The organism is Bacillus sp. ES1-5 (genome assembly GCF_022487605.1).
GTDB lineage: Bacteria > Bacillota > Bacilli > Bacillales > Bacillaceae_G > Bacillus_A > Bacillus_A wiedmannii.
In genome coordinates, this window is record NZ_JAKVPU010000017.1 from 1 (window position 1) to 26,301 (window position 26,301).

16 protein-coding genes, 4 tRNA genes and 1 pseudogene are annotated in these 26,301 nt (G+C 35.9%); 1 reads left to right on the forward strand and 20 read right to left on the reverse strand.

Annotated elements, in window-relative coordinates:
- Positions 1–42: 42 nt before the first annotated feature.
- The 17 genes and pseudogenes from MKO96_RS28570 to MKO96_RS28650 all read right to left on the reverse strand — a co-directional run bounded on the left by MKO96_RS28570 (position 43) and on the right by MKO96_RS28650 (position 24,956).
- The gene (locus MKO96_RS28570) at positions 43–6,702 is read right to left on the reverse strand and encodes a DNRLRE domain-containing protein (RefSeq protein ID WP_240587279.1); all 6,660 of its coding nucleotides are present in this window, start codon (positions 6,700–6,702) and stop codon (positions 43–45) included.
- 516 nt (positions 6,703–7,218) lie between these two features.
- Positions 7,219–8,292, reverse strand: coding sequence for a sulfate/molybdate ABC transporter ATP-binding protein (locus MKO96_RS28575; protein WP_240587280.1), 1,074 nt, complete (start codon positions 8,290–8,292; stop codon positions 7,219–7,221).
- An 11-nt stretch (positions 8,293–8,303) separates the two neighbouring features.
- Positions 8,304–9,161 carry a sulfate ABC transporter permease subunit CysW gene (cysW, locus tag MKO96_RS28580; protein WP_240587281.1) on the reverse strand — a complete coding sequence of 286 codons (858 nt, stop codon included), beginning with the start codon at positions 9,159–9,161 and terminating at the stop codon, positions 8,304–8,306.
- An 11-nt stretch (positions 9,162–9,172) separates the two neighbouring features.
- Positions 9,173–10,000 (reverse strand): sulfate ABC transporter permease subunit CysT, encoded by an 828-nt coding sequence (gene cysT, locus MKO96_RS28585; RefSeq protein WP_240587282.1) that lies wholly within the window; start codon positions 9,998–10,000, stop codon positions 9,173–9,175.
- A gap of 34 nt (positions 10,001–10,034) precedes the next feature.
- On the reverse strand, positions 10,035–11,090 hold the full coding sequence (locus tag MKO96_RS28590; RefSeq protein WP_240587283.1) for a sulfate ABC transporter substrate-binding protein: 1,056 nt from the start codon (positions 11,088–11,090) through the stop codon (positions 10,035–10,037).
- Positions 11,091–11,312: 222 nt separating this feature from the next.
- Entirely contained in the window at positions 11,313–12,311 is a 999-nt protein-coding gene (locus MKO96_RS28595) for an S-layer homology domain-containing protein (RefSeq protein WP_240589300.1), read from the reverse strand.
- Between the two features lie 160 nt (positions 12,312–12,471).
- A complete protein-coding gene (gene yhbH, locus MKO96_RS28600) occupies positions 12,472–13,647 on the reverse strand; it encodes a sporulation protein YhbH (RefSeq protein ID WP_240588896.1) in 1,176 nt (391 codons plus the stop codon).
- A gap of 446 nt (positions 13,648–14,093) precedes the next feature.
- Positions 14,094–15,989 carry a PrkA family serine protein kinase gene (locus MKO96_RS28605; RefSeq protein WP_000353275.1) on the reverse strand — a complete coding sequence of 632 codons (1,896 nt, stop codon included), beginning with the start codon at positions 15,987–15,989 and terminating at the stop codon, positions 14,094–14,096.
- Between the two features lie 392 nt (positions 15,990–16,381).
- On the reverse strand, positions 16,382–18,451 hold the full coding sequence (locus MKO96_RS28610) for a sensor domain-containing protein (protein ID WP_240588897.1): 2,070 nt from the start codon (positions 18,449–18,451) through the stop codon (positions 16,382–16,384).
- A 126-nt stretch (positions 18,452–18,577) separates the two neighbouring features.
- Positions 18,578–19,066 (reverse strand): tRNA (uridine(34)/cytosine(34)/5-carboxymethylaminomethyluridine(34)-2'-O)-methyltransferase TrmL, encoded by a 489-nt coding sequence (trmL, locus tag MKO96_RS28615; RefSeq protein ID WP_000538149.1) that lies wholly within the window; start codon positions 19,064–19,066, stop codon positions 18,578–18,580.
- Between the two features lie 58 nt (positions 19,067–19,124).
- Positions 19,125–20,012 (reverse strand): amidase domain-containing protein, encoded by an 888-nt coding sequence (locus tag MKO96_RS28620; protein WP_240588898.1) that lies wholly within the window; start codon positions 20,010–20,012, stop codon positions 19,125–19,127.
- Positions 20,013–20,056: 44 nt separating this feature from the next.
- Positions 20,057–21,199, reverse strand: coding sequence for a tRNA epoxyqueuosine(34) reductase QueG (gene queG, locus MKO96_RS28625; protein WP_240588899.1), 1,143 nt, complete (start codon positions 21,197–21,199; stop codon positions 20,057–20,059).
- Positions 21,200–21,398: 199 nt separating this feature from the next.
- Positions 21,399–21,472 (reverse strand) — tRNA-Gly (locus tag MKO96_RS28630).
- Between the two features lie 114 nt (positions 21,473–21,586).
- A complete protein-coding gene (locus MKO96_RS28635) occupies positions 21,587–22,237 on the reverse strand; it encodes a DsbA family protein (protein WP_240588900.1) in 651 nt (216 codons plus the stop codon).
- Positions 22,238–22,424: 187 nt separating this feature from the next.
- Positions 22,425–23,201 (reverse strand): transglycosylase domain-containing protein, encoded by a 777-nt coding sequence (locus MKO96_RS28640; RefSeq protein WP_000664703.1) that lies wholly within the window; start codon positions 23,199–23,201, stop codon positions 22,425–22,427.
- Between the two features lie 427 nt (positions 23,202–23,628).
- Positions 23,629–24,090, reverse strand: a pseudogene (locus tag MKO96_RS28645) (NUDIX hydrolase).
- A gap of 146 nt (positions 24,091–24,236) precedes the next feature.
- Positions 24,237–24,956 carry a YebC/PmpR family DNA-binding transcriptional regulator gene (locus MKO96_RS28650; protein ID WP_240588901.1) on the reverse strand — a complete coding sequence of 240 codons (720 nt, stop codon included), beginning with the start codon at positions 24,954–24,956 and terminating at the stop codon, positions 24,237–24,239.
- 348 nt (positions 24,957–25,304) lie between these two features.
- Between MKO96_RS28650 and MKO96_RS28655 the strand changes: the two genes are divergently transcribed.
- Positions 25,305–25,625 carry a DUF3884 family protein gene (locus MKO96_RS28655; protein WP_240588902.1) on the forward strand — a complete coding sequence of 107 codons (321 nt, stop codon included), beginning with the start codon at positions 25,305–25,307 and terminating at the stop codon, positions 25,623–25,625.
- 346 nt (positions 25,626–25,971) lie between these two features.
- Here MKO96_RS28655 and MKO96_RS28660 read toward each other — a convergent pair.
- From MKO96_RS28660 to MKO96_RS28670, 3 genes are all read right to left on the reverse strand, one after another.
- Positions 25,972–26,053, reverse strand: a tRNA-Leu gene (locus tag MKO96_RS28660).
- A 9-nt stretch (positions 26,054–26,062) separates the two neighbouring features.
- Positions 26,063–26,133, reverse strand: a tRNA-Cys gene (locus MKO96_RS28665).
- Positions 26,134–26,147: 14 nt separating this feature from the next.
- Positions 26,148–26,222, reverse strand: a tRNA-Gly gene (locus MKO96_RS28670).
- Positions 26,223–26,301: the final 79 nt, after the last annotated feature.

Genomic DNA, 26,301 nt, shown 5'->3' on the forward strand with positions numbered 1-26,301 from the left:
GCAAATTCTGAAATTTCTATAAGCACTTTTAGTCTCCCTTCATTAACGTCTTCTCACTGCATTCGAAATCTTCATAAGTTTCGCTGTCGTTGAATTTTTAAATGCTTTTTTCCTTTGTTTTTTCGCCCTTTTCATTCCGTCAAGTCTAGCACCTGGGTTCCTTTTAATCTGTTTTATAGGATTCTTCTTAAAACGCTCGTAATTGGATTTTAATTGTCTAACTACTGGCTTATATCCTTTTTGAACCACTCTTTTTCCAACATTTAAGTGAGAAAGATATCCAAATGTTCGTCCTATCCCACCAAATAATACACCTTTAGCTGCTCCATATCCCGCTGCTTTAAGTCCACCCTTCCACGTATAACCTTTATTTCTATTTTTATACAGATACTTTCCTACTTCCCAAGCAGCCCCACCTAATGCACCAGTTATCCACCAAGCTACATGCCCATCAGGATCCGTCATCATCACTGGATTATTATCTGCATACGTATACCCATTCATTGTAACCGGATCATCTTCATCACCTGGATCAGGATCCGCCGATAAGAACACCCCATGCTCCGGATTATAGTACCTCGCAATCAAGTAATACATACCAATTTCTTTATCATACATGTATCCCGCATATCCAAATGGATTGTCTGCTGCGATACCTTTTGCGTCACTCTTTAATACATTACCCCATGCATCGTATTCATACGTTGCTACAACTTCTCTATTTTGGTTTGTCATCGCAACTACATCACCACGTGGGTTATAGTGATAGTATAACGTTTGTCCATTCGATTTCATAGCCAAACGTAAGCCGTCTACAGAGTATACATATTGACGAAGTACAGTTCCACTAACATCCGTCTCATATAGCGGGTTAATGCTATCTCCATCATAGAAATATCGTGTTACTTGACCATTTACACTCTTTTCAATACGACGATTATTTTCATCGTATTTATACGTTGCGAATGCATTGCTCTCACCTTGTTTTGTGATGGCTACAATTTGGTCATCTTCATTCCATGTATACTTGTACTTTCCATCTGATGTACGATTTCCATTCGCATCATACGTTAACGATACGTTTCCGAATTTTACAAGCTGATTTCCTTCATTGAATGTTGCCGCTATAGACTTTGTTTCTTTTCCATTCTCTACAACTTTCACACTTGTACGATTTCCAAATCCATCGTATGTGTAAGATTTACTTGTTCCATTTGGTAGTGCTTCATTTAATAATTGGTTAATCGGGTCATATACAAAGTTTGTTTCTGTTACTTTTCCGCCCGCACCTTCATGCTTGATCTTCGTACGGTTACCCGCTTGGTCATATTCATATCGTTCAGATAGGAGAATACTGTTCGATGTACCTACTACTAAATCTTTAATTTTGTTCGCCTGGTCATAGTTGAAGGTAGAACCTGAACCATTACCAGCTGTATACGTACGAACATTTCCTTGATCATCATAATCAAATCGATACGTTTGCGAACCGTCTGTCACACGTATGTTTTGATCTAACGTGTTGTAGTCATACGATACTTTATTTGTGTATCCGCCTTGTGTTACTGTTTGTTCTTTTAATTTCTCTGTCTTACTGTTTGCTTTGTCGTGATATGTCCAGTCAACTTTTCCGCCTCGGCTATCCGTCGCACTCGTGACACGGTCAGCCTTATCGTATGTTTTTGTACGTTCTACACCATTGACATGGTCTTTTACTTTCGTAACTTGTCCATTTTGATCACGTTCAAATGTAAATGAATCTTTTCCGTTGCGCTTTTCACCAACGACACGATCTGCTGTATCATATACAGATTCTAAAATAGAACCATTTGGCATTTTTGTTTTAATTTTGTTTGCATTTTCATCGTACGTATGTTCAATACGACGATTTAACGCATCGATATACACTGTATTTTTATTATCTACATCATATTCATATTTGTGTGTTTGTGTTTTCCCACCAAACATGACAGATTTCTCTGTTGTATTTCCATTATGATCATAACGATAATTTACAGAGGTACCATTTTTCAAAGTAACCTTCATTAATAGATTATCTTTGTTATAATCATATAGTTTTGTATTTCCTTTTTCATCTGTTTCGCTCTTTTTATTTCCTGATGCATCGTATGTGAATGTATTCTTCTGTCCATCTTCATCATACATCGCAATAACATTTCCGTCGTTGTCGTACTCGTTTTTAATAAGAGCGTTTCCTTCTAGTAAACGAACATCATCAAACCATACTTTTCCTTTGTTATTCTTTCTAAAGAGAAGGAATATTTCAATCTTTTGGATTGGTTTCGTTGCTGGAATAACAGCTGCACTACGGTTCCAATCATTTGTCCCACTTGGGAAACTCGTATAATAATTTACTACAGTTCCATCTTGATAGTAGGTTTCAGCTAAAACTGCATAATCTTTGGAAAGTTTATCTGGTGCGTCATTGACTACATTTTCAGATTTAGACATCGCAGTAAGTGTTACTGTTTCTGCCTTTTTCTGGTTTAAAATGACACGATTACGGTATCCAATATCATTTGGGCCATATTCACTTCTCTCCATTACAATAGACGAGTGGCCTGTGAAACTATCATCAGATACATCGTTACGTTCACAATGTTGAGAACAACTTCTTACCCACTGTGGCACAAATCCATCTGGCAAGTTTTCTTCAAAACTACTATTTAGAACTGGATTAAAACTTGAAGAAACTTCTCCTTTTTCCAATTGTATTTTATCAAACCATGCCGAACCGCTCGTGGCAGAACCGCCATTTTCTACTTGTAAATAGATTTTTACTTTTCTCGTTTGCTCTGTTGTTTTAAAGGTAACTTGACGATTTACCCAATCACTCGTTCCTTGAATTTTATTATGACGAGTATCATACCAACCACCATCTATACCAGCACCGTTTTCATTTAATGACTGTATATTGAAGAAAGCAGCACCATTGACTAAATCCGTTTTCACCATACCACTTAATGTATACGTTGTATTTGGTTCTAACGTTACTTCTTGAATTGCGGCAATATAGCCCCAATCATTATTCGTTGCTTGCGTTGTAATTTTGAGTGATGATTCCCCGCCCAGACCACCTGGTGCTGGTGTTGCATCTTTTGAGATAGATCCGCTATTATTCGTATCCACTTTCACCCATTTTTCCGTACCATTCATTTCAAAACTCGGATTTTGAATTAAGTTTCCTCCGGCACTTAATTCTTTACTTGTTTCAATCGGATTACCGTATTGATCATGGTGAATAACAGAAGATGTATTTGCTCCTTGGTCTGTTTGAGATACTTCTGTATTTGCTCCTTTATAAGCAACAGTTGTTTTACGATCTTCATTATCTGTCGATTTTATAATTCCATTATCTTTATTGTACTCAAATTTCTCTGTTCCCATTTCATCAGTAACAGAAGTTACATTCCCATTACCATCATAGGTCGCTGTTTCTGTTTGATTTTTAGGAGTGGTTGTTTTTACTAGATTGTTTGCATTATATTCATACGATGTCGTTAAATTCAGACGTCCCACATCTTCAACTGTTTTCACTGGATTTCCAGCATCGTTATACGTATAAACAGTTTTACGACCTTTAGGATTCGTTAACGTAACTTCTTTCGCATTTGTATTATATGCTAATGTCGTAACTTTCCCTAATGGGTCCGTTACTTTTACTAATCTATTATTCTCGTATGCATACGATGTTTTATATGGTTTTGCATCTGTATGTTGTGGGTCATAAATAGACGTTAACAATCCATTATCATACCCGTATTTATATACTTTTCCTTCTGGTGTTGTAGAAGAAACTAATAAATCTCCATCGTACTTAAATGTAAGCGTCTTGTTATCTGGACCGATTACTCTTGCGGCTTTTTTATTATTCCCATCATATTGTACGACTAACTCTTTGCCAGAAGCGTTTTTCACTTTTGATAAACGCGATTCATTGTCATACTCATACGTTGTCGTATTTCCGTATTTATCTTTTGTATACTCAATACGTCCTTGTGCATCTCCAGATTTATAGAAAGTAACCGTTTGGTCTTTATCTTTTATTTCATATCCGCCTGATACTTGCTTAATCTCTAAATATATACCAGTAGGAGCTTGATACGTATTATCTCCTGTTCTAGTAAAAGTAATATTTGCACCATCGGCAGAAATTAAAAGTAAGTTTCCATTTCCATCGGCCCAAATTCTTTCCTCTAATCCACTCGACCAACCCGTACCAAATAAGCCTACCTTTTTACTTAGGCTATTGTACGTTCTTTCTACTGATACATCCGGCCCGCGCCCTGATAACGTAATATCTTTCTCACTCATGATAAAGTTACCATTTGTAGCATTTACTTTACCATTTAACACAGGAATTGATGCCCAGTAATCGAACATCCCTATAAATCCAGAATCTTGGGAGAATCTTGGTACAAACTCATGCGAAATTTCACTTTCAGCATGTCCAGTTTTACTATATGCCGTTACACGGAACCAATAGTTTTTCGCACCTGCATAAATTCCACCAGAATTTTTATACACGGGTGATGGATCTACTGCTAATTCTGTTCCTTTTTTATCATGATGTAGTAAATATTGGCCTTTCGCTATTTCATCTTTTGTTGGCCAAATTTTCTCATTTTGTGTTGTCCAATTTGTTTTATTTCCTACATCGAACGCTTCGTAATCTTTTCCGTTATAAATCCAAACCTTATACCCTGCTGCTTCTGGTACTGCATCCCATTTCAATGTTACATAACCATTTGTTTGATCAGTTGCATTGATATACGCTGAGCCATCTGGCTTTTTCACTTGTTCCAATGGAATATAAACAATTGCTTCATCAGAAAGTGGACTATCCTCACCAGTTGGGTAGGTGGCTATAATACGAACCCAATATCCACGTGCACTACTATAATCTCCATACGGACTTTTATCTAAAAATGCATTTTTATAAATTGGACCGGGATTGACTGGTGCTTCTGCACCTTTTCCATCATCATGCACCCAATAACGGCCTTGTGCAATCTCTTCTGGCGTTGGGAATATTTTTTTATCTTTTGTTGTCCAATTTGTTACATTCCCAACTTCGATTTCTTCATATTCATGTCCATTAAATATTGCTACTTTATAGCCGTTCGCTCCTGGTACTGCATCCCATTGTACATTGAAGTGGCCGGAACTACTACCACTACCATTTGAATAAGTTTGTACTCTTGGTTTATTCGGTTTTGCATATGAATATTTTACTTCTAAGTACGGTGCATTTGCTCCGTTTTCAGCTGCAATGAATTTCTTCCAATGGTTTTGCCCATTTCCGTTTGCATGTAGCTTAAAGCCGTTATTTTGTTTTGTGCCTTCTACCCATGCTTTTACTGTATTTGTTACGTTAAATTTTGCCCATTGTCCTCTTGTTACATCGGCATGCGCAATATTTGCAGAGTTCGGTTTATTATTCCAGTTCACTCCGCCAACATTCCAGGCACCTGTTACTTCGTCTAACCAAACACCATTTGGTTGATTCGTATAATAATGCCAAATGGTATGTGCATTGAATGTTGCACTTTCAATGTTTGCCCCTTTAAAATTCGAAACGTCTGGTTTAATAAATGCAAAGTTTGTCCCAGATGCGCCATCATAATATCCGACTTTTAATGTATAAGCATTTTGACCAGCGTCCCAAAGCTTTCCTCCTGAATAGTTTACAGTTGGATATGCGCTTGAAGCATAAGCATTTTCAAAGTTACCTAATTCCACCGAAGGATCTACATATACCGGGTATTTCCGTTCCGGTGCTTGTAACCACTGTGGATCAGCTGTAACAGTTAATGTATATGTTTTTTCATCTGTCTTCTCAATATTGTAACGAACCGCATCTGACGTTACAGCCTCACCTGATTGTTGATCCACATTCGAATCATTCATATACGGTTTTGGTAATGTGAAGACTTTTTCTTTTTTCTCATTTTGGAAGTCGATAGAACCATCTTCCTGTATAGTTGGTGTTAAATCTGTTTCTAATGCAAACGTAAAAATGTGATGTCCTGTATATTCACGTAATACAAAATCTTCTTTTACATTTTCGTTAAACGTCGTACTCTTTAAATCAATATTTGGAAAAATCCCTTTATACCATACTGTATTCTTTTCATGTGTTGCAGTGACTGGTGACGGCTTCAATTCACCTTTCTCACCATTTGCACTTATTATTTTATACTGAATGTTATGATTTTTCACTTTAAATTGAACGTACTTTCCATCTTGTGTTGCTTTCTCAAATTCTGGTTCTAATTTTGTATTTTCCGTTACAATTTTTTCATTTGGTGCTTCTACTAATTTCGGTGAAACTTCCTCTAACTTGCCATCTTTCTCAATATGAATCGGTTCCGTATATACCTTTTTCGTATACGTACCATCATTATTATCGAAAACTTTCTCTGTTTCCGTTCTTTCTTCTACAATCTCAGTCGGATTTGCCTGTGCTTTAGCTTTAGCCTTATCCTTCTTTAACTGATCTGGATGTGGAGCTGGTAACTCCTTTTCCTCTTTCTTTTCTGTTTCTGGACTTTGTTCTGAATTTGGAGATGGTGTAAACGGTGGTGCCGTTTCTGCCAATCCATTCAGTGGTACGGAGGTAACGATTAATGCAACTACGATAAGTTGGATTAAGTACCTATACCATTTCTTTGCTTCCATAAACTCACCTCGCTGAAATATTTTTAACATATATAATGTTACATATCATAATGTAAACAAATGAAAGAGTGAAGTAAATGTAGTTTTAAAGTTTTGAAGATTTTGTGCACAAAATCCGACAATTTAACAACAATTTTACAAATGTTATTACAGATAACTGTTTTTATTATATATTTAAAGATTAACAATAATTGTATCTATTATTGTTTGCTAGGGACATAATATGAACATTATTCAACTAACCTTTTATTTTCACTTTCAATTTTGTTCTAGCATTCAATGAAGCTAATACACTTAACTTCATATTCCTGGTATAAATGTGCCTCCCTTAACTGTAATACCTTTATTTATAGAAGGTAATAAGAATATATTCCTTAATAACTGCTAAAACACGACAGCCCTCTCCTTGTTATATTTCATATGAGAAAAGGTTGTCACTACAAATAAAGGAGGAAGCCTCCCAAAATATATTTTAGGAGGCTTCCTCTTATTAATAGATTGCTGATTTTAACTCTCTTAAATAACAAAATCCTCCGGAATGAACACCTTCACTTCTTTCGGCTGTACGTATACAACATCACCCGCTTGAATGCTTAGCTGTTTGAACTGTTCTTTACTAATTTCTGCTTCTAAGTACTCCTCTGTTCCGTCTCGCTTTAATTCTACATATACGACAGGTCCAACTGCGTGAGAGTATGATACTTTTGCAGGGATTGCATCTACGCTTTGTTTCGTACGAGAGATGGATAAGTGATGCGGCCTTACGTAAGCTACTCCGTCTACGTTTGAAACGTGCTTATGCTCTGGTGCTTCTAGTTCCACCGATCCTACATTCAGCTTACCTTTATGGACGCGGCCGTGAAATAAATTTACATTTCCTAAAAAGTCATATACGAACGGGCTTGCTGGGTTTTCATATACTTCTTCCGGTGTTCCCATTTGTTCAATGCGGCCTTCATTCATGACAACGATGCGGTCCGCAACGTCTAGTGCTTCTTCTTGATCATGTGTTACGAATACGCTCGTAATTTGAAATTCGTCATGTAGTTTCCGGAGCCATCTTCGTAATTCTTTTCTCACTTTTGCATCAAGTGCACCGAACGGCTCATCAAGTAATAAAATTTTCGGTTCAACTGCAAGTGCCCGTGCTAGTGCGATACGCTGTCGTTGTCCGCCAGATAGTTGCGCTGGATAACGTTTGGCGAAACCACCCATTTTTACTAGTTTCAATAGTTCTGTTACTTTTTCTTCTATCACTTCTGCTGACGGTCTTAAGCTTTTTTTTCTCACCGTTAAGCCGAAAGCGACATTTTCAAATACATTCATATGTTTAAAGAGCGCATAATGCTGGAAGACGAAGCCGACTTGCCGATTTTTCACATGAATGCTCGTTAAGTCTTCCCCATCAAATGATATAGATCCGTCATCTGCTTCTTCTAATCCGGCAATAATTCGTAATAACGTCGTTTTCCCAGAACCTGACGGGCCTAATAAGGCGACAAGTTCGCCTTTTGGAATATCCAAATGAATGTCTGTTAGCGCCTGAAATGTACCATATTGTTTTGATACATTTTGAATTTGAATACTCACCATAATCACCCCTATTGTCGTTTTTCCATTCTCCATTCAATCCAGTTTTTTATAACGAGCGTAAGAACAGCGATGAGTGACATTAAAGTCGCCACAGCGAACGCTGCTGAAAATTGATACTCATTGTACAAAATTTCAATGTGAAGCGGCATCGTATTCGTAACGCCGCGTACGTGACCTGATACAACAGAAACTGCTCCGAACTCACCGATAGCACGGGCATTACATAGGATCATCCCGTATAAAAGGCCCCATTTTATATTAGGAAGTGTAACGCGCCAAAACATTTTCCAGCCGCTTGCGCCAAGTGATAGAGCTGCCTCTTCTTCACTTTTCCCTTGCGCTTGCATAATCGGAATTAGTTCACGTGCAACGAAAGGAAATGTTACAAAAATCGTTGCGATAATAATGCCTGGGACAGAGAAAATGAGTTTGATCCCATGCTCGAGTAACCATCCGCCAAGAGCAGCCCTCGGTGTGAAAAGTAAAACGAATACTAGTCCTGCGATAACTGGTGACACAGCAAATGGCAATTCAATAAGAGAAAGCAATATTTGTTTTCCTTTAAACTGAAATTTGGTAATAAGCCATGCAGCCGCTATCCCGAATATCGTATTAAGCGGTACGACGATACATGCAACGAGAAGCGTTAACCGAATTGCCGAAAATGCTTCTTGATCTATTACGGCTGCAACGTATACATCAACCCCTCGTTCAAAAGCCTTTAGAAAAATCGTGATGAGCGGCAGTAATAGAAAGAGAGATAAAAATAAAACTGTAATCGTAATAAATACAATTGGTACAAACTTAGATTCTTTTTTAGTTGATTTACTTTTTACTATTTTCTTTTCTAGTAATGTTGGTTCCATATTCTCCCCTCCTATTCGCTTTTCAGTTCATGCCTTCTACTCCAGCTTTGAATCATATTGATAAGAAGAAGGAAAAGGAGAGAAACAATAAGCATTACAGTCGCTACAGCTGTTGCGCCCGCATAATCATATTGTTCTAGTTTTGTCATAATCATCAGTGGTGCAATTTCTGTTTTCATCGGCATATTCCCTGCGATGAAAACGACAGATCCGTATTCTCCTAATGCCCGTGCAAATGCGAGTGAAAAACCCGCCAGAAGAGCGGGAAAGATTTCTGGTAAAATGATTTTCACAAATATTTGAAAGCGTGATGCCCCTAAACTCGAGGCCGCTTCTTCTATTTCTTTATCAATATTTTGAAGTACCGGTTGCACCATTCGAACGACAAATGGTAAACCGATAAAAGTAAGCGCAACGATTATTCCAAGTTGTGTGAATGCTACTTTTATATGAAACACACTTAATATTTTTCCAATCCAGCCATTTTCCGCATATAAAGTGGTAAGTGTAATACCAGCTACAGCTGTAGGCAGAGCAAACGGTAAATCAATGAGTCCATCTAATAGTCGTTTCCCTGGAAATGTGTAGCGAACGAGTACCCAAGCGATTAATAAACCGAAAATGGCATTTACAACGGCCGCTGCAAATGAAGTTGTCAAGCTCACTTGATAGGAATGTAACACACGCTCGTTCGTTATAACTCCAGCAAACTTCTTCCAACCTAACTGTGAAGTTTGAATAAATACGATAGAAAGTGGTATAAGTACGAATAAACTCATATACAGCATTGTAAACCCAAGAGATAATCCAAACCCTGGTAAAACACGTTTCTTTCTCATCTTCTTTCACCTCATCCCCCTTTAGCAGCGCCCATTATTTTTGATACATTTTATCGAATACGCCGCCGTCATTAAAGTGTTTTTCCTGCGCCTTTTTCCAACCACCAAATAGTTCATCTACTGTAAATAATTGAATCTTCGGAAATTTAGATGCGTATTTTTCTGCTACTTTTTCATTACGAGGACGATAAAAGTTTTTCGCCGCAATTTCCTGCCCTTTTTCTGAGTACAAATATTCTAGATATCCTTCTGCTACTTTTTTCGTTCCTTTTTTATCAACGACTTTATCTACAACCGCTACTGGTGGTTCTGCAAGTACACTAATAGACGGTGTTACAATTTCAAATTTGTCTTTTCCAAGTTCCTTTTGTGATAACAACGCTTCATTTTCCCACGCGATTAATACGTCTCCAATTCCTTTTTCAACAAATGTTGTCGTTGCTCCACGCGCTCCTGAATCAAGTACTTCCACGTTTTTATAAATTTGGCCAACAAATTCTTTCGCCTTATCTTCACTATTATTATATTTTTTCAGTGCGTATCCCCACGCCGCTAAATAGTTCCAACGTGCTCCGCCTGATGTTTTCGGATTTGGCGTAATGACAGACACACCTTTTTTCGTTAAATCATCCCAGTCTTTAATTCCTTTCGGGTTGCCCTTTCGCACTAGAAATACAATTGTTGATGTGTACGGAGTTGAATTATCCGCAAATCGCTTCTGCCAGTCTTCTGCTAACTGTTTCTTCTTGCTAATCGCATCAATATCATAAGCAAGTGCTAGCGTAACAACATCTGCTTCTAAACCATCAATAACAGAACGCGCCTGACTTCCAGATCCTCCGTGTGATTGTTTTACATTTACCGTTTGCCCATTTTTCTCTTTCCAATACTTCGCAAATTCTTTATTGAAGTCTTGATATAATTCCCTAGTTGGATCATACGAAACATTTAAAAGCTCAACTGTTTTTTTATCTCCACTTCCTTCAGAATTATTAGTGGATGTTGCCGAACCACATCCTGATAAAAGCACAACTGCTGATAATAAAATACCTGTACTTTTCATAAACGCTGTCTTACCCCACTTTTTCATTGTTAAGCCCCCTTAGTTTATACAATAGAAAAAGGCACACAATCTATTCACAAAAGTGAACATTGTGCGCCTTCAGTTTATCTGATTAGCTTCTAATGTATTTTATTCTATTCGATTTCTTTTCATTTTAATTCCGTAATTCATATGTGTCAACTTGGATTTTGTTTTTTCTTCCTAAATAAAAATCAGTGAGGATTGTCCCTCACTGATTACAGTTCCACCTTATTTCTTTAACTTATCCGTCTTCGCAATAAATTGCGCTGCTTCCGCGCGGCTTACCGCTTTATCTGGAGCCCAGCCATTATCTGTTCCAATTGAAATGTTTTCTTGGATTAAAATATTGGCATACTTCGCACCCCAATGATTGTTTAAGTCAGCAAATTCTTTTGGTAGTTTCATATTTTCATTTCTTTCTAATTTATATGCATTTACTAGCATAGAAGCCATTGATGCACGGTTAATTAACCCGCTTGGATTAAAGTTACCCTTCTCATCACCTTTTACAATACCTGCTTTTTCAACTGCTGCGATGTATGGTGTAGCCCAGTGATTTTGTGCATCAGGGAATGATGGCTTTGCATCTTTCTTAATTTCTAAACCTAAAACAGTTGCTAATATTTTCGCAGCTGAGCCACGATCGATATTTTCAGCCGGAGCAAATGTACCGTCTGGCTTACCGTGCACAGCTTCTTTATCTACTAAATATTGAACTGATTCTTGTGCCCAAGCTGGTACATCTGAGAATTTAGGCTTCTGTTCAATTGCACTTGCATCGATTTCAAACTGTAGTTGATATTTATGATCATATTTAATTGCTGGAATTAATATATGCATTTGCATATTATATCTTTTTCCTAATTCTCCTACTTCAAACTGAATCACTTTCGTTCCATTTTTCTTTTTATCTTCTGATATTACTTTTACATCATGAAACACACCAGGAGTATGAATATCTTCTGTTTTCAAATATTTGAAGAAATCACTATCACTTAACGTTGCCGTTACAATTTTCTTTCCATTCTCAATCGTTAACTTAGGATCCTTTATATAAACAGCTGCCATAGACTCCTCATTCGTTTTATCTTTATATGCTTTCATAACAGCATCATATGTACCATCTTCTAAAGCATAGCCCTTTTTATTAGCCTCAATTGCCACTGCTGCTAAAGCAGGTGTTGAATACACAGCAAACGGAAGTGATAACGCCGCCGCTATAACCATTGCATTTATATGTTTTCTTTTATTTTTTTCAACTTGACATCTCCTCCGAAATATATAGTTCGAAATGTAATCATTTCTCGAATAAATGATAATGATTTTCATTATCATTGTCAACTAAAAAAATAAAAAGTTAACAAAAAAATAACCCCTTTTAAGGGGGTTATGCCATTTTTTCTCCGGATTCTTCTTTAAAAAAGCTCTTCATCGCATGGAATACGTCTGCTTTTTGCTTTAAAATATAATATCTAAAATTCTCATCTTTAATATTTTTATAGGCTGACATGAGGGTACTATGGCGGTTGTACTGGTTCACTTCCCCATATCCAAACATATTACACTTCTTCATTAACTCCTCGACAAGCTTTACACATCTAGCATTATCTGATGTTAAATTATCACCGTCTGAAAAATGGAATGGATAAATATTATAGCGGTCTGGTGAGTATTTATTATCAATTAGCTCGAGTGCTTTTTTGTATACAGAAGAACAGATCGTTCCGCCACTTTCTCCTTTTGAAAAGAACTCTTCCTCTGTAACGACTTTCGCCTCCGTATGATGGGCAATAAACTCAATATCTACCGTTTCATACTTCGTTCGTAGAAATCTTGTCATCCAGAAAAAGAAGCTACGTGCCATATATTTCTCCCATATTCCCATCGATCCACTCGTATCCATCATCGCTAATACAACAGCTTTTGAATCTGGCTTTAATACTTCATTCCAAGTGCGGAACTTTAAATCTTCTTGGTGAATCGGATGAAAAGATGCTTTACCACGCATCGCATTTCGTTTATATGCGGATATCATCGTTCGTTTCTTATCGATATTTCCCCATAATCCTGTTTTTCTAATATCATTAAATTCAACATGTTCAATCCGGTTTTCATCCATTTCTTTTCTCTTTAAATTAGGCAGCTCTAACTCTTTGAAAAACGCTTGCTCTAATTCTAGAATAGAGACTTCAGCTTCATAATAATCTTCTCCAGCCGCATCCCCTGCTCCTTGCCCTTTTCCTGGTCCTTTTTGCTTTTGACCACCTGATCCATCTCTCGCAACGACATCACCAACTTTGCTGTCACCATTTCCTTGCCCAACGTGTTTGTTTTTATCATAATTGTACCTAATCTTATATTCATCTAAAGAACGAATCGGTATTTTTACAACATCCTTACCATTAGACATAACTATGCTTTCTTCTGTTACAAGATCGGGTAAATTATTCTTAATTGCCTCTTGTACTTTTTCTTGATGGCGTTGTTGGTCGTCATATCCTTTGCGATGGAGGGACCAGTTTTCCTGTGAAATCGTATAATTTGGTTGGTTTTCTTCACCCATTTCTTTCCCTCCTTACTGTAATTGTCTTCCCCTATGAACAGTAAGCTAGAAATTTTGTTTTATACTGTGCAAGCTAGAATGAAAGATAACTGCCCATCGAAATTCATCCCATAAACATATATAACGTTTTTCATATAATACTCCGAGCATCCTAAACAAAATTTTGCCACTCACATACTAGAAAGAAATATTCAGCCGTTGATAAGAAAGAAACACAATGCATAGTTGCACACATTTACACTTTGCAACATATTGTATTGTGTTGGCTTTTTTCGTATGAATGGTTGGTTACTCTATCATATGCATATTGTAAAAATAATTGACAATAAATTCATGAAATTGCATCTTAATTTATTACATTTGGACAAGGTATGACACTTTACACATATAAATGGATAATAAAACGCTGTCCCGCAAAATACAAGAGACAGCGTTTTGTTATCAAACTATCGGTTTAGCAGACTACCTACATAGCGTAATAATTCATTCGCAGATGAAGAATTATAGCCGTGCTCATCAATTAAGCGTGCAACAACATCATTGATTTTCTTAAGCTGATTTTCGTCTGGCGTTTTCGTTGATGTTGTAATTTTCACTATATCTTTTAAATCAGCGAATAGTTTTTTCTGAATTGCTTCACGAAGACGCTCATGTGAATTATAATCAAAGCGTTTTCCTTTACGCGCATAAGCAGAAATGCGAATTAAAATTTCTTCACGGAATGCTTTCTTAGCATTTTCTGAAATTCCAATTTGCTCCTCAATTGAGCGCATTAGCTTTTCATCTGGACTCATTTCTTCACCTGTTAATGGATCACGTAATTTCGATTTATTGCAATATGCTTCAACGTTATCTAAGTAATTATCCATAAGTGTCTTCGCTGACTCTTCATATGAATACACAAATGCTTTTTGTACTTCTTTCTTCGCAATTTCATCATATTCTTTTCTCGCTAATGAGATGAAATTCATATAACGCTCTCGATCTTCATTACTAATTGACGGATGCTGATCCAACCCGTCTTTGAGCGATCTAAGTACATCTAATGCGTTAATAGATGGTACCTCTTTTCGAATAATTGTAGAGGAAATTCGATTAATAACATAACGAGGATCAATACCTCTCATACCTTCATCTTGATATTCACGTTGCAGCTCCTCTACATCAATCGCATTATAACCTTCTACCGTTTCTCCATCATATAAACGCATCTTTTTGATTAAATCAATATCTGGACGCTTCGGATCTTTTAAACGAGTTAAAATCGTAAACATTGCTGCAACGCGAAGTGTGTGTGGTGCAATATGAACATTGGATACATCACTTTCACGAATCATTTTTTCATAAATATGTTCTTCTTCACTCACTCGTAAATTGTATGGAACTGGCATTACAATAATTCTCGAGTGCAATGCTTCATTTTTCTTGTTTGCTATGAAGGAACGATACTCCGTTTCATTCGTATGCGCTACAATTAATTCATCTGCTGAAATAAGCGCAAATCTTCCCGCTTTGAAATTCCCTTCTTGCGTAAGCGATAATAAATGCCATAAAAACTTCTCGTCGCATTTTAGCATCTCTTGGAATTCCATCATCCCACGGTTTGCCTTATTCAATTCTCCATCGAAGCGATACGCTCGTGGATCTGATTCTGAACCATATTCTGCGATTGTTGAAAAGTCCAGACTACCTGTTAAATCGGCGATATCTTGTGATTTAGGATCAGACGGGCTAAATGTACCAATCCCTGTACGGCGATCTTCCGAGAAGAAAATACGCTCTACAACTACATCCTCAATTCTTGAACCATATTCTTGCTCTAGACGCATTACGTTTAGTGGCGATAAATTCCCTTCAATTCTAACTCCATACTCACCAAAGAAATCATCCCGTAAATGATGCGGAATTAAATGAAGTGGATCTTCATGCATTGGGCAACCTTTAATTGCAAAAATTGCTCCTCGATCTGTTCGTGAATATGTTTCTAATCCTCTTTTCAACATCGTGACTAATGTTGATTTCCCTCCACTAACAGGACCCATTAATAATAAAATACGTTTTCTAACATCTAATCGTTTTGCAGATGGATGAAAATATTCCTCCACAAGACGTTCTAAAGCATCCTCTAATCCAAATAGCTGATTACTAAAGAAGTTATACTTTCTTCTACCATCTACTTCTTCGATTCCAGCATCTTTTATCATATTGTAAATGCGAGAGTGTGCTGTTTGAGCCACCCATGGTCTTTCCTTTACAAGCTCTAAATACTCCGCAAACGTACCTTCCCATTGTAACCGTTCTTCTGCTGCTCGATGCTGTTCAATCTTTTTTAGAATATCCATTATAGCTCCTCCCCCATCTCCTTGTTCAATCGGATTATTATAAAAGGTATGCTAGGATGTCCTTAAACATTCTTTAAATCAAAATGAAATATACAGTAGTGCTATAAAATTCTCTCCAAAATTCAAAGAAAATTCTGTATAATATAGGTATTAAAGTTTTTACACCTCTATTCATTTTAAATAAATTCTTTTCTTCCAAGAACCTTACATACATTTTGATTCATATTTAAGACTCATAAACTGAAAAAATAGGAGGATATTAGTATGAAATTATTATTAATTTTAGGTGTATCACTCACATTTCTTACAGCTATTTTTACATCTGGTTACAATGATAAACCCGGTACACATAAAAAGTGATGTGCTTCTTAGCACATCACTTTTTTTATCAATCATTTATAATACACATTTTCCACATCATATTTTGATAAAGGTCGGCTATAATAGTAACCTTGCACAAATTTCACATTCTTTTCCTTCAAAAATTGTATTTGTTCCGCTTTTTCTACTCCTTCTGCAATTACATTCAATTCCAAAGTATGAGCTAAATGAATAATTGCAGCTGTAATATTCGTATCACGTTCATCCACATGTATACCTTCCATAAAAGAACGATCGATTTTCAACGTATCAATTGGATACGTTTTTAAATAACTTAAAGATGAATATCCCGTCCCAAAATCATCTAAATGAATCTTTAAATTTTGTTCTTTTAATTGTAGCAATACCCTTTTCGATATGTCTTTATGCATAAGGGCTCCTTCTGTAACCTCTATCGCTAATAGGTGAGCTGGTACATTGTACTTATGTAAAGCCCGTGTAATCATCTCTATTAATGTAATCGAGCGAAAGTGCCTGGCTGAAATATTAACTGCAATCGGGACAACTTCATATCCTTTATTTAACCATTCACGTATTTGCCGACACACTTCATTTACTACCCATTCATCAAGCTTAATAATAAATCCTGTTCTTTCTGCTAGCGGAATAAATTGATTGGGAGAGACAAATCCCAATTCTTTATTCTCCCACCTTATTAAAGCTTCCATACTCACTATTTTTTTCGTTTCAATATTCATTTGTGGCTGATAATACAAGCAGAATTCATTTTTTTCTATAGCACGATGCAATTGGTTTTCTATTATAAATCTTTGTTCACGCTCACAATCTAATCCACTGCAATAAAAATGATAATGCCCTTTTCCTTTTTCTTTTGCTTTTTCCAAAGCAGCATCAACTCTTTGGAATAATATTTTTTCATCCTCTCCATCTGTTGGAGCCATTACAATTCCGATTGATGCACTTAAATAAACGTCCTCTTCTTCGATTACAAAATGTTCACTAATCTTTTTTAGTATGCCTTTTGCAACTATCTCTACATGTTCTTTCGCTATATTTTCTATTAACATAACAAATTGATCATCGTGTTCTCTAAACAAGTGCATACCGTCTATTTGAAGACTGCTTAAACATTCTGTAACTTTTTGTAATACTTTATCTCCTTCTTTATGACCAAAAGTATCATTAATAAGGTGAAATTCATCTAAATCTATAAAAACCAGCGCAAACTCTGTATTATCATTTAAAAAAACATTTAACTTATTTGTACATGAAATTCTATTCATTAATCCTGTTAATTGGTCATAATAAGCTAAATATTCTGTTCGCATTTCATTCAATATTTGTCTTGTAACATCCCTCGTAACAATATATACCCCAACAATTTCGCCGTTCACAATAATCGGAATAGTTCTCAAAGAAATATAGAGCTCGTACCCTTCCTTGTGAACATATTTTTTTGAAACAATTTGTTTTGCTCTTCCTTGCAGGGCTCCTTTAAATATAATTTGAAAATCTTTTTCATATTCTTTATTAATAAATTCAAAAATAAATTTATTATGTAATTCTTCATATCGGTATCCAAATATTTCATACGTTGCTGGATTTACATATGTAATTCTACCTATAGAATCCATAGATATAATGGAGTCATTATTATATTCTAATAACGACTTAAACAACATTTGTTTTTCCTCTATCTCTGCCTTTTCCTCAATCTGAGCTGTGATATCCCTCGTAATACAAATAATAAACTGACATACTCCTTCTTCGTCGAATACAGGATTAAGTGAAGATTCATAATGTAACTCACCCTTTGGTAAACTAACTACATCACAAAAGGTATGTGCTTTCGCTTCGCTCGCTACTTTTGCATATTGCACTTGCAATATTTCCGCAGTATCTTCTGATAATACTTCAGCAAACGTTTTTCCGTAACATTCTTCGCTTAGCTTCGCATAATCCATACCTATCTTATTTACATAAATATATTTAAAGGTTTCATCATCAATAACTTTCACAATAAATACTAAATCTTGAATAGCATGTAATAGTCCTCTTCTTATTAAATCCATATCTATCATACTTAAAAAGGTATTTTGATTATTATATTGTTCCTTCATATTTATCTCAACCCGTCTAATCTATTTTTATTCATATACCCCATTCTATATGAATATGTACCCTTTTTTAAATGTATGATTACATATTATTTTATTTTTAGAAAAAAAGTCGCCATATGGCGACTTTTAATAAACAATTTCTAAATCTAATCCCGGATAATTTTGTTGACGGAATGCTTCATAAATTAAAATAGCTGCTGTATTAGATAAATTTAATGAGCGCACTTTATCAGTCATTGGAATACGTAAACAATGATCGAAATTTTCTTCGATTACATTAGCTGGTAAGCCGTTTGTTTCTCTTCCAAATACAAAATAGTAATCCTTCTCACGTTTGCTATAATCAAATGCTGTATGAGCTTTCTCGCCATACTTTGTTAAATAGAAGAATTCACCGTCTTTATTTTTCTCATAAAATTCTTCAATTGAATCATAATACGTAACTTTCACGTGCTGCCAATAATCTAATCCTGCACGCTTTAACATTTTATCATCCGTTGAAAATCCAAGCGGTCTAATCAAATGCAATTCTGTTCCAGTTGCTGCACAAGTACGAGCAATATTCCCTGTATTTGCTGGAATTTCTGGTTGATATAAAACAACATGTACTCCCACGCGATATTCACCTCTGTTTTTTGTCTACTACGTATTATACCACTTGAGCGAAAAATCTCTACCCATTAATAATGTGAAAGAATTTATATTTCATTTGTGGTGTATATTTACTAGAATCTTCATAGTTCCAATAACGCCGACGGCTATTCGCTGAATGTGCATTTACAAGTGGCATACCATCTGCGTCTTTGGCTACTACAATCGTCGTATGATTCCACCTACCATCATCCTCGAAATCATAAGCGATGACATCACCAAGAATAAGGTCCTCTGGCCTTTCTACTGCTTCTGCTCGAAGCCCTGTTGTAGCACCTGACAAATACCAATAAAAAGAGTGTGCGACAGCCCAGCTCCAACTCCACTGATTCTCCCTTTGCCACCACCCTTTACGAATATTAGGATATCCATTCATTGGTACTTCTCCAGTATGAAGACATTGAGAAATAAAATTCGTACAATTATCAGGGAAATTACGATATACAGGGTTTCGATCATCCCACCAACGCTCTGCATATTTAACTGCCTCTAAACGGTTATACTGATAAGAACCGTACTTCTCTTTTGTAACTTCCCTTTCTAACGTCTCACTCATTCCAACTGCTTCTGGCACTTCAATAGCATAATCACCTATTACCCGACTATTATTTAAACAAACTCTTCGTTTTAGTTGTTCCTCTTCGATATAAAATAATTCTTTATGCTTAATTAAATATTTAAAATGTATTTGATAATCAATTTCTTGATGATTGCTATTATTTAATTGTCTCATGAAAGAAACGTCCGCAGTTGCTTTCACTATATCTGCATTACGCTTTTGAAACAATTTTTTCTTTCTCTGTGCTATTTGTAATAAATCTTCAGCAATACCATCTACATTTGTTCGTTTTTCTGTTATATATGCTAAAAATTGTTGTACTTGCTTTTCAATATTTATTTTTACAACCATTTCGTCTCCCTCCCATATTACAATATGAAAAAGGGAAATATTATCTACTCTTTTTTCTGCGCTAACAATTCAAGTCCACGATTCATTTCATGAAGAACCTCTTCATCTTTCTCACGTTGCATCGCTTTTTCAATGGCTTCGCCCACACCATCTCCACCAATTTTCCCAAGTGCCCATGCTGCTGTTCCGCGAAGTACTGGTCTTGGATCGTCTTTCATAACACCAATTAAATCAGGAATTGCTGATGCCTCTTTAAAATGCGCAAGTGCCAAAATTGCATTCCTTTGCAACGGCTTTTTACCTCTCCATGAACCAGACATAATTCCATATTTCTCTTTAAAATCACGATTACTAATTGTTAAAAGTGGTGTTAATAACGGCTTAACTAACTCAGGATCTGGTTCCATCTCAGGGTGGTTATGAAAATCCATTCCTTTATTTTTCGGACAAACAGTCTGACATGTATCACATCCATAAATACGATTCCCTATTTTTTCGCGATATTCCTCCGGTAGGAACCCTTTCGTCTGTGTTAAAAATGCAATACATTTCTTCGAGTCTAACTGTCCTCCTTGTATTAAAGCACCTGTAGGACAAATATCAATACATTTCGTACAGCTTCCACATTGATCTTCTATTGGCTGGTCTGGTGGGAATGGAACGTTTGTAATTATTTCTCCTAAATATACATATGAACCAAATTCAGGTGTAATAATAGCGCAATTCTTACCACTCCATCCAATACCGGCACGCTCCGAAACAGCTCGATCACTTAACTCACCCGTATCGACCATTGACTTAACTTCTATATCGGGAAGTTTTTCGATTAAATATGTTTCTAATTTTTGCAAACGATCTCGTAAAACAAGATGATAATCTTGTCCCCAAGAGGCACGACAAAAAATACCGCGGCGTTCTCCGCGCTTACTTAATGGTGCATTTTTTAATTTTGAAGGATACGCTAATGCAATCGCAATAATTGATTTTGCACCAGGTAGTAGAAGCTGTGGGTTCGTTCTCTTTTCTATATCAGACTCTTCAAATCCCGATTGATAATTTAATTGTTGTTGCTGGATTAAGCGCTGCTTTAATTCCTCAAATGGTGAAGCACTAGCAAAGCCTATTTTATCTATACCAATTGTTTTACTATACGCAATTACATCTTGCTTTAATTGTTCAAAATCCATTCCTAATCGCCTCCTCAGATGAAACCATCCCATATGTAACGACTATATTGGTTAGCAATTCACTTTTGGAATACTATTCTTTACTTCTATTTTCGCATACAATTATATTTTTCAAACATTAAAAAACGCAATGCCTCGTTTATCTTAGAAACGAAACACTGCGTTGATCACAATTTATAGAAAAACATTTAATAAAATTTGGAGCGGGTGAAGAGAATCGAACTCTCGACCAGAGCTTGGAAGGCTCTTGTTTTACCACTAAACTACACCCGCAAATATGAAATAAACATAAGATATTAGAATAACTTATGTAAAGTAGTATAGCATGTAAAAAAAACGGAAGCAAGAATTTTATCGAAAAAAGTCGAAAAAGTGATGAGTAGCTCATCACTTTTTCAATTCTTTATCAATCGCCTTCTTCATACTATCGAAATCAGGGTTTGCAAGATTTCCGTTGACATATACTGAAGGAGCACCTTGAACTTTTAATTTTTGAGCACGATCTGAATCTTTACGTACCTTTTCTTTCATTTCTTTACTGTGTAAATCTTTCTTAAATTGTTCTACATCAACTTTCGGAAGCTTCTCTTTCACAATGTTAAGAAGTAATTCTTCTGTAATCCACTCTTCCGTATCTTTCTTTTGACTTTGATAAATCTCATCATAGAAAGTCCAGAATGAATCTTTATCTTGTTTATAAATTGCTTCACCAGCTGCTGCGCCTAAATCAGAGTCTTTTCCGATGAATGGGAAATTAATAAAGTATAACTGCACTTTACCTTTATCGATATACTCTTCTTTTAATCGTGGTAATACTGTTACATCCCAAGTACGACACGCAGGACATTTGAAGTCTCCAAATTCAACTACCTTAACTGGTGCATCATCTTTCCCTAAAGATTGTTGTGTGGAATAAGCAAACATCTCATTCCCTTTATCTTTTTTGTCATTCATGATGCTATACGCAATTGTTCCAATTACAATCAACACTGCGATAGAAAAAACTATACCAAGAGCCATGAGTTTATTTGATTTCATATACATTCCTCTTTAAATTCATATTCTGTATACAGCATTGTACACAATACACATAATATCAACACTTATATACGTCACGCAATGAACACGCTCACATAAATTACAAAAATACAATATTTGTGACGATATTGTGTCACAATTTGTCACAATTTATTCAAAAAAAGAAGCTCCTATGTAGGAACTTCCTTTAGCTTACTGCTTTTTCACGTGCATTATTTAACATCGATTGCTCTGTTTTTATATCATGACGAATTACTAATTTCTCACTAACTGCTTGCACATACTCATCATGATTGATATAGCCTTCTTTCTCCATCAATCTCAAAACGACATTTCGTCTCTCTACGGCCTTATCATAATTTTGTGCAGGTGAGTAATAAGCAGGTGCTTTTACTACAGCAGCCATCATCGCACTTTCAGCCAGCGTTAATTGACTCACCTTTTTACCGAAGTAAAGGTTTGCCGCTTTTTCAATTCCCCATGCTCCTTCTCCGTAATAAATATTGCTTACATACAATTTTAAAATTTCATCCTTCGTAAATGTACGTTCAATCTTTTTCGTATAGAAAATCTCTTTCCACTTACGAGAAAATGTACGTTCATTCGTTAAAAAAGCATTTTTGGATAACTGTTGTGTAATTGTGCTTCCACCTTGCACAACACCACCAGCTTTTATATTCTCAACAGACGCTCTGACAATCGCTATATAATCTAAACCGTTATGATGATAAAACCTTTTATCTTCTGTCGCAATAAATGCATGTGTTAATGATTCTGGCACCTCTAACTTAGCCGGTACATGTAATTTACTAATATCACTTTGCTCGATCATCACATTTCCAACGAATAATAACGTACAACTTAACAATAATAATAAAATAATGGCTTTATAAAAGAATTTAGTCATTGGATTTAATGCAACTTTTTGATGATAGTTCACCCTAGATAATACTCGTTCTTTCATCTTGAACACCTCTTTTCCACACAGCGTATAACTCTTACTTTAAGAATACCTTGTTGTAAAAAAACATCCCATCGATTTCTCTTACACGTACCTTACATCATTGTAAGGTATAAAAAAGTATTGTATCACAGTCTTTTTTTATCTACTATTCATCTGAAATATTGAATATAGATTATGCTAAACCAATAACAGAGTATACCTTAATCCTATACTTCCCTATTAAAACATCCTATTTTCATTATATCATCTACAAATATATATATTTGTAAGTATCTAGTAATCTAAATGTATACAATATATCATATATTATACAGAACAAACGTTCTCAAAATCAATACTAGCACTATTATTATTTTGACCTTTTTCTTAAACAGTATACAAAAAAGAGTAGTGATTTGATTGTATCTCAAACCAGCTACTCTTTTCTTTACAATCTACCTATTAAATTATACGGCTGCACTTCCCACGTTTCGTATGGAATAAAATGTGTTGCTCTCATCGCATCAAGCGTTCTGGATTTCATATGAGGACGCGTTATGTACTCATCTATGTTCTCTTCATTTAAAGCAACAAATTTAGCCTCTTGTATTTCTTCAGGCTGAATTTGTATTTCACCGCTCACATATGCGACTTTAAAAACAACAGATAAAATATGCATAGAAGCATTATAGTAAACACCTGTAACTCCAAGCGGCTTCACAGTTAAACCCGTCTCCTCAAACATTTCCCTACAAACTGCTTAATCAAGCGCTTCTCCTTCTTCCACCTGTCCACCTGGCAACTCCCACGTATCTGCTCGCCAATGTACTTTAGCCAATAACACTTCACCTGTTTCATTTGTTAAATAGCCTGCTACAGCAACGATATGCTTTGGTGTTTTATGTTCCATATTAAACCTCCTAGAAATAATGATTATTTCATATATCCCTATAAGCATATTCCCTGTCTACAACAAAATACCTTTACTAATTCATCAACTTAATTAACTTCATAAAAAAAGCCCCTATCCGTTAAACGGACAGGGCTTCTATCGTATTATTCTCCTAAGTCTACGTTGTGGTAAACTTGTTGCACATCTTCTAAATCTTCTAATGCATCAACCATTTTTTCAAATTGTACTTGAGCATCTTCAGGAAGTTCTACATCACTTTGTGCAAGCATTGTTAATTCTGCAACTGTGAATTCTTCAACACCAGCATCTTTAAGTGCAGATTGTACGGAATGGAATTGATCAGGTTCAGCATACACGATAACAGAATCTTCTTCTTCTAGAATGTCACGTGCATCAACATCTGCTTCCATTAAAATTTCAAGAACTTCATCTGATGTTTTACCTTCAAGACCGATAACAGCTGTCGCATCAAACATGTAAGCTACAGAACCGTTTACACCCATGTTACCACTGTTTTTGCTAAATGCAGCTCGTACATCTGCTGCAGTACGGTTTACGTTATTTGTAAGTGTATCTACAATTACCATAGATCCGTTTGGTCCGAATCCTTCATAACGAAGCTCATCATAATTTTCTTCTGAACCGCCTTTTGCCTTTTCAACTGCACGATCAATAATTGCTCTTGGTACGTTGTATGTTTTCGCACGTTCTAATACAACTCTAAGCGCTTGGTTTGATTCTGGATCTGGCTCGCCTTGTTTTGCTGCCACATAAATCTCACGTCCAAATTTCGCGTATATACGGCTTGTATTTGCATCTTTTGATGCTTTTTTTTCTTTAATATTATTCCATTTACGACCCATACTTTCCACTCTCTTTCCCATTTTAAATCTACATAAAAATATTAATATGAAATATAATGTGTATTCAACACATTTTTAAAAGAAATATAAAAAGTTCATTTTTGATTCATATTACAGACATAATATAAATTACTATCATTTTGTTCTTTCGACAAGTTATATTATACATGAATTCCTACGTTTATTACGAATTTTAGAATCAGGTAACATAATTTAACAAAAAAGACTCTAACATTTTTGTTAGAGTCTTTTTACATCACCGATTCCCATAATATTTCCTTAATTACTTTCTATTGCTGTATAATTAAAATAGGAAAAAATTTGAAGAAAACATAAGGGGAAGTAATTATGACACATTCAAATGAGAAAAAAGCACATGGTCTTAAAGGGATAGGAGAAAAGCTAAACCCAACTATCTATCAAGTGAGATTCATGAAATTAGATGAACCAATTCAATTTGAATCGTTTCCTGAATTAAAGGAATTACGAGACTGGTTGAGTACTTCAACACAAATGTGGGCGTGCCACTCAACTATGTACAAATACAACAGAGAAGAGTTTGAAAAGAAGTTTTTAGAAATTACAAAATTAACAGTTGATAATGTACTAATATCTACTGGTGGTGCCGGATTTAACTTCATGTCACCGGGGTGGAGAAATTCTCTATAAAATAGAACTAAAAGGATAAAAATGAATATTCGTTTTTATCCTTTTAGTGTTTCGCAATTTACTCCAACTGAACTGTATCGTATGGGCTTTGATAGAGAAAAATTTTTAAAAGTAAATAAGGTGGATCGATTTTTAACGTTCAGTCGTTCAAGCAAACGTTTTATTTTATTGTATGGGTCTTAAATTTCGAAGTTGGCAATCAGTATAGAATATTTTCATTCAGCTTCCGATTATAATATTCTACGTTTACTCACCGCACACTTTTTATGCTTATTTTGTCGCGCGAAGAAAACACAAAAAAACTCTATACAATTAGTATAGAGTTTTTTTGTTACGCCGTTCGTGATACCGATGGTCGGGGTCGAACCGACACTCCCGAAGGAACACGATTTTGAGTCGTGCGCGTCTGCCAATTCCGCCACATCGGCACAAAAGAAAGGCGGCAACCGGATTTGAACCGGTGGTAAAGGTTTTGCAGACCTCTGCCTTACCACTTGGCTATGCCGCCATATTAAATTATATTGGAGCGGAAGACGGGATTCGAACCCGCGACCCCAACCTTGGCAAGGTTGTATTCTACCACTGAACTACTTCCGCAAAAATGGCTGGGCTAGCTGGATTCGAACCAGCGCATGACGGAGTCAAAGTCCGTTGCCTTACCGCTTGGCTATAGCCC

Coding starts and splice junctions, on each gene's coding strand:
- MKO96_RS28640 (WP_000664703.1), bottom strand. CDS start 23,201: ATGAAAGAACGAGTATTATCTAGGGTGAACTATCATCAAAAAGTTGCA.
- MKO96_RS28595 (WP_240589300.1), bottom strand. CDS start 12,311: ATGGTTATAGCGGCGGCGTTATCACTTCCGTTTGCTGTGTATTCAACA.
- MKO96_RS28655 (WP_240588902.1), top strand. CDS start 25,305: ATGACACATTCAAATGAGAAAAAAGCACATGGTCTTAAAGGGATAGGA.
- MKO96_RS28605 (WP_000353275.1), bottom strand. CDS start 15,989: ATGGATATTCTAAAAAAGATTGAACAGCATCGAGCAGCAGAAGAACGG.
- cysT (WP_240587282.1), bottom strand. CDS start 10,000: ATGAGAAAGAAACGTGTTTTACCAGGGTTTGGATTATCTCTTGGGTTT.
- MKO96_RS28635 (WP_240588900.1), bottom strand. CDS start 22,237: ATGAAATCAAATAAACTCATGGCTCTTGGTATAGTTTTTTCTATCGCA.
- MKO96_RS28590 (WP_240587283.1), bottom strand. CDS start 11,090: ATGAAAAAGTGGGGTAAGACAGCGTTTATGAAAAGTACAGGTATTTTA.
- queG (WP_240588899.1), bottom strand. CDS start 21,199: ATGGATTTTGAACAATTAAAGCAAGATGTAATTGCGTATAGTAAAACA.
- yhbH (WP_240588896.1), bottom strand. CDS start 13,647: ATGGGTGAAGAAAACCAACCAAATTATACGATTTCACAGGAAAACTGG.
- MKO96_RS28610 (WP_240588897.1), bottom strand. CDS start 18,451: ATGAAGGAACAATATAATAATCAAAATACCTTTTTAAGTATGATAGAT.
- MKO96_RS28650 (WP_240588901.1), bottom strand. CDS start 24,956: ATGGGTCGTAAATGGAATAATATTAAAGAAAAAAAAGCATCAAAAGAT.
- MKO96_RS28620 (WP_240588898.1), bottom strand. CDS start 20,012: ATGGTTGTAAAAATAAATATTGAAAAGCAAGTACAACAATTTTTAGCA.
- MKO96_RS28570 (WP_240587279.1), bottom strand. CDS start 6,702: ATGGAAGCAAAGAAATGGTATAGGTACTTAATCCAACTTATCGTAGTT.
- cysW (WP_240587281.1), bottom strand. CDS start 9,161: ATGGAACCAACATTACTAGAAAAGAAAATAGTAAAAAGTAAATCAACT.